This window comes from Albidovulum sp., assembly GCF_049646345.1.
Classification (GTDB): Bacteria; Pseudomonadota; Alphaproteobacteria; order Rhodobacterales; family Rhodobacteraceae; genus Albidovulum.
The window spans coordinates 1-4,737 of the sequence record NZ_JBARVQ010000786.1; the positions used below are offsets into that span (position 1 = coordinate 1).

The 4,737-nt window shown below is 62.2% G+C and carries 7 protein-coding genes; all 7 read right to left on the minus strand.

Annotated features, from left to right (window positions below; genetic code table 11):
- Positions 1-750, minus strand: a 750-nt coding sequence (locus WBB85_RS20690) for an NADH-quinone oxidoreductase subunit H (protein ID WP_432640474.1), incomplete at its 3' end; no start/stop codon positions are given.
- Between the two features lie 13 nt (positions 751-763).
- Positions 764-1,147, minus strand: coding sequence for a hypothetical protein (locus WBB85_RS20695; protein ID WP_432640475.1), 384 nt, complete (start codon positions 1,145-1,147; stop codon positions 764-766).
- 16 nt (positions 1,148-1,163) lie between these two features.
- On the minus strand, positions 1,164-3,179 hold the full coding sequence (gene nuoG / locus WBB85_RS20700; RefSeq protein WP_432640476.1) for an NADH-quinone oxidoreductase subunit NuoG: 2,016 nt from the start codon (positions 3,177-3,179) through the stop codon (positions 1,164-1,166).
- A gap of 48 nt (positions 3,180-3,227) precedes the next feature.
- On the minus strand, positions 3,228-3,668 hold the full coding sequence (locus tag WBB85_RS20705; RefSeq protein WP_432640477.1) for a DUF5333 domain-containing protein: 441 nt from the start codon (positions 3,666-3,668) through the stop codon (positions 3,228-3,230).
- A gap of 261 nt (positions 3,669-3,929) precedes the next feature.
- Entirely contained in the window at positions 3,930-4,160 is a 231-nt protein-coding gene (locus WBB85_RS20710; RefSeq protein WP_432640478.1) for a hypothetical protein, read from the minus strand.
- Positions 4,161-4,273: 113 nt separating this feature from the next.
- A complete protein-coding gene (locus tag WBB85_RS20715; protein ID WP_432640479.1) occupies positions 4,274-4,606 on the minus strand; it encodes a hypothetical protein in 333 nt (110 codons plus the stop codon).
- A 5-nt stretch (positions 4,607-4,611) separates the two neighbouring features.
- Positions 4,612-4,737: NADH-ubiquinone oxidoreductase-F iron-sulfur binding region domain-containing protein (locus WBB85_RS20720; protein WP_432640480.1), on the minus strand; the 126-nt coding region annotated here is incomplete at its 5' end.

A 4,737-nucleotide genomic window follows, 5' to 3' on the forward strand; every position in this document is an offset into this window, starting at 1 on the left:
CATCAGCTCGCCGATCATGAACAGCAGGAACGGCGTCGAGGAATATTCCACCTGATAGCCCGCGACGAGTTCGGATTCCGCTTCGGGAAGGTCGAAGGGCGGGCGGTTGGTTTCGGCCAGCGCCGAGATGAAGAACAGGAACAGCATCGGGAAATGCGGCAGCCAGTACCAGTTGAACAGGCCCCAGTCGCCGCGCTGCGCGTTGACGATATCGCCGAAATTCATGCTGCCGGTCGAGATGATGATGCCGATGATGATCAGGCCGATCGAGACCTCGTAGGAAATCATCTGCGCGGCGGAGCGCAGAGAGCCAAGGAACGGGTATTTCGAGTTCGAGGCCCAGCCGCCCATGATCACGCCATACACTTCCAGCGAGGATATCGCGAAGATGTAGAGGATCGCCACGTTGAGGTCGGCGACAACCCAGCCATCGTTCCACGGGATCGCGACCCAGGCAATCACCGCCATCACGAAGCTGATCAGCGGAGCGAGAAAGAACACCACCTTGTCGGCGCCGGCCGGCACCACGACTTCCTTGACGATGTACTTGAGGAAGTCCGCGAAGCTTTGCAGCAGGCCGAAAGTGCCAACGACGTTCGGGCCCCGGCGCATCTGGACGGCCGCCCAGACCTTGCGGTCGGCATACATCAGGAAGGCCAGAGCCAGAAGCAGCGGGACGATGACCAACAGCGCCTGACCGAGAATCAGGAGGACAATGCCCAGATTGGTGGTGGTGAAAAATTCGACCATGTTTTCCTGTTCCTCACACCGTCGGTATTCTCTTGGCCTCGCAGTCCTGCACGATGACTTCGGCGTCAATCGTGCGCAGACCGTCCGGCAGGGCTGGCGAGATGGTGTAAACCGCATCTGCACGCCAAATGCCACCCTCTTTCGCTACATTTGTGCGCACATGACGCGCAAATCCGAAGCCCCGGATCAGCGCATATTGCGCGGCGGCGCAGCGGGCGTAGTCCGCGACGTCGTCCGGGTCGCGCGCGCCCTTCATGGCGACCTGAAAACTGACGAGGTCGTCATCGAGCAGACGCGTTTCGATCCCGATATATTCGGGCGAAAAGGCAGCGTCGGACGCCGACGGGTCGGCGGGGGTGCACCCGGTCAGTCCCATCGTGGAAAGCGCCATCAGCATTGCCCCCGTCCTCACCTTATTCCGCCGCGATCTTCTGTCCGCGCGCGGCGGCGTTCGCCGACAGTTCCGCCATCAGCGCCGAAGCGCGCGCAATCGGGTTGGTCAGGTAGAAGTCCTTGATTGCATTGCGGAATGTCGCTTTGCCCGGTTTGCGGAGCGGGATCCGGTTCCATTCGTTCACCGGCACCGAATCTATCATCGCGAGATGCGGATGCGCCACGACAAGAGCCTGACGCAGCGCTGCCAGAGAGTCATAGGGCAACGTCGCCCCAAGCTCTGCCGACAGGGCGCGCAGGATCGCCCAGTTCTCTTTCGCCTCGCCCGGCGCGAAGCCGGCGCGGATGGCAAGTTGCGGGCGGCCTTCGGTGTTGACGAACAGACCGTTTTCTTCGGTATAGGCGGCACCCGGCAGGATGATGTCGGCGCGGTGCGCGCCGCGGTCGCCATGGCTGCCCTGATAGATGACGAAGGCACCGGGGGCGATATCAACCTCATCCGCGCCGAGGTTATAGACGACATCGGCCCCGTCGAGCGCGGCGGTAAGGCCGCCGTCGGTCGTGGCCCCCACGTCCATCGCGCCGACACGTCCGGCAGCGGTGTGCAGGATCATGAATTTGGACTCTGTCAGTTCGGCGAACTTCATCGCCTGGCTCAGCACCGCTTCGCCGTCCGCCTCTTGCAGAGCGCCCTGACCCACGATGACCAGAGTTTCCTTGCCCAACGCGTCGGCATGATCCGATTCAGCCATCTTGACCAGATCATCGCGGCCAGCGCCGAGGTGGAAATATTCATAAGTCAGATCAACGGCTTCACCAACGACGCCAATCTTGGCGCCATTGATCCATGCCTTGCGGATGCGGGCGTTGAGAACCGGGGCTTCGACGGCCGGGTTGGTGCCGATCAGCATGATCGCCTTGGCGCTGTCGATATCCTCAATCCGCGCGGTGCCGACATTGGCAGAGCGGTTGCCTGCGGGCAGTTTGGCGCCATCGGTGCGGCATTCAACCTTGCCGCCCTGCCCTTCGATCAGCTGCTTGAGCGCGAAGGCCGCCTCGGTCGGAGCCAGATCGCCGACGAGACCAGCGACTTTCTTGCCCTTCATGGCCTTGGCGGCGGCTTGCAGCGCCTCGCCCCAGCCGGCTTTGCGCAGCTTGCCCTTTTCACGGATATAGGGCGTGTCGAGCCGTTGCCGCCGCAACCCGTCCCAGACGAAACGGGTCTTGTCGGAAATCCATTCCTCGTTCACCCCGTCATGGTTGCGCGGCAGGAGGCGCATGACTTCGCGCCCCTTGGTATCGACCCGGATGTTGCTGCCCAGCGCATCCATCACGTCGATGGATTCGGTCTTGGTCAACTCCCACGGACGCGCGGTAAAGGCATAGGGCTTGGACACCAGCGCGCCGACCGGGCAAAGGTCGATGATATTGCCTTGCAGGTTCGAGTTCAGGGTCTGGCCGAGATAGCTGGTGATCTCGGCATCCTCGCCGCGACCGGTCTGGCCCATCTGGGTGATCCCGGCGACTTCCGACGTGAACCGCACGCAGCGGGTGCAGGAGATGCAGCGCGTCATATGGGTTTCGACGAGCGGTCCCAGATCAAGGTCCTCGCTGGCCCGTTTCGGTTCGCGGTAGCGGCTGAAGTCCACCCCGTAAGCCATTGCCTGATCTTGCAAATCGCATTCACCGCCCTGATCGCAGATGGGGCAGTCGAGCGGGTGGTTGATCAGAAGGAACTCCATGACGCCTTCGCGCGCCTTCTTGACCATCGGGCTGTTGGTCTTGACAACCGGCGGCTGGCCTTCCGGTCCGGGGCGCAGGTCCTTGACCTGCATCGCACAGGAAGCGGCGGGTTTCGGCGGGCCGCCGACAACTTCGACCAGACACATCCGGCAGTTGCCCGCGATCGACAGGCGTTCATGGTAGCAGAAGCGCGGCACTTCGATGCCCGCGACCTCACAGGCCTGAATCAGGGTCATGGCCCCGTCTACTTCGACCTCTTGCCCGTCGATGATGATCTTCTTCAGATTAGACATCCATTCACCCGTTTTGTCGAAAGGCCATTTGCAGGCCTTTGATCCTTCTTATTTCAATGACCAGATCATCTCGCCGGTCAGCGTTCCTTTTGCGATTTCGTCACGCCCGAGCGCGCAAAACGTCTCTGGGTCGTCCTTGACCACGCCATGATCGCGCAAATAGGTATTCGCCAGTTTGCGCATCCGCTTGCGTTCGTCCTTGTCGTCGAGGAAAGCTTCGATCTGTTCCTCGGTATAACCCTGCCCGAGCGCATATTCCTCGAGCGCGTCGACCTTACCCTTGATCACCAGATACCGCGGGAAGATCGTCGAGCAGTCGCGCAGGATCATCGCACCGACCGCGGCGGCAAGCAGCGAGTCGTTGATGTGCTGTTCCTCGTTGATCGGTGGTGGAGTTTGCGCCGCGACGGCTTGTGCCACGAGGCTGCCGCCAAGGATGGCCGCAAGGGTTGCACGTTTCAGGATGGCAGTGGAAAGGCGTTCAAACATGGTTTTGACTCCGCTGATTGCGCGCTTTGGCGCGCAGGTGACATGGGGGCATGTACGTCGCCCCTTTCACGCCCAGCAGGTCAAGACGATCTTGCGCCGTCTTCGGTGTGGCGGTGTTTCCCGCCCGAATGGTCCGTGCCTTCCGGCTCCGTCCATCTTTATGCAAGTGTCTGGTATCACGCCGATTGGCCGCTACGCCAAGCACGGTTTTGTGCGCGGATGTTTCAATGCCGTCCCAAGCGGCGGGTGACGGGTGGATGTTCATCTGCGCCTCCGGGCCCGAAGGGGTGCCACGCCGTCTTTGGCCTTGCGCAGCAGCACGAAGATCATCACCGCGGCAGCCAGCGACAGGCCCGAGATGTTGATCCAGACCCATTGCGGCGCAAAGCCCGCGTCGATCGACATCCAGGCATAATAGGCCGGGATCAGCGTCAGGGCCGCGGTTGCGACCGCGGCGGCGAAGCTGAGCAATCCGTCGAAAAACGCCCGCATCCCGTTACTCCGCCACCGGTGCAGCGCAAATGCGCCGGGCGCCCGCGGCGAAGAGACCGGACCGGCGGGAAGCGACATGATATGCGTGGGACTGCATCGTCATCGGTTTCCTGTCAGCGCCCCTGACATCTTGCGCGGAAGATCATCGCATCGGGCGTTCGGGTATAGGCCCAGTCGCCGGTGGCCGGGTCGATCTGCCAGTCGGCGTCGGAATCTCCGAAGGTCTGGAGGCAATGACGGGTGACCTGATAGCGCGCGGCCTCGCGCACGATATCGACGGTGACACCGGGCGGAGCGGCAACGCTGATCGCCAGATCGCTCTGGTTTTCGTCCACCGCGATCTCTGCCTTGTAAGGGAAACTGCGTTCAACCTCATCCGGGCCCCAGCCCAGCGAGTTACAGCCCGCCAGAAGCAGAGCGGCTACCAGAGGCGTCAGGCGTTTCATCCCGCTCACTCCGCCGCCACGGCGCTGACGCGGCCGGAGCGCTTGTGCTTGATACGGTCCTCGATTTCATCCCGGCAATGGCGGATGAGGCCCTGAATCGGCCATGCTGCGGCGTCGCCAAGGGCGCAGAT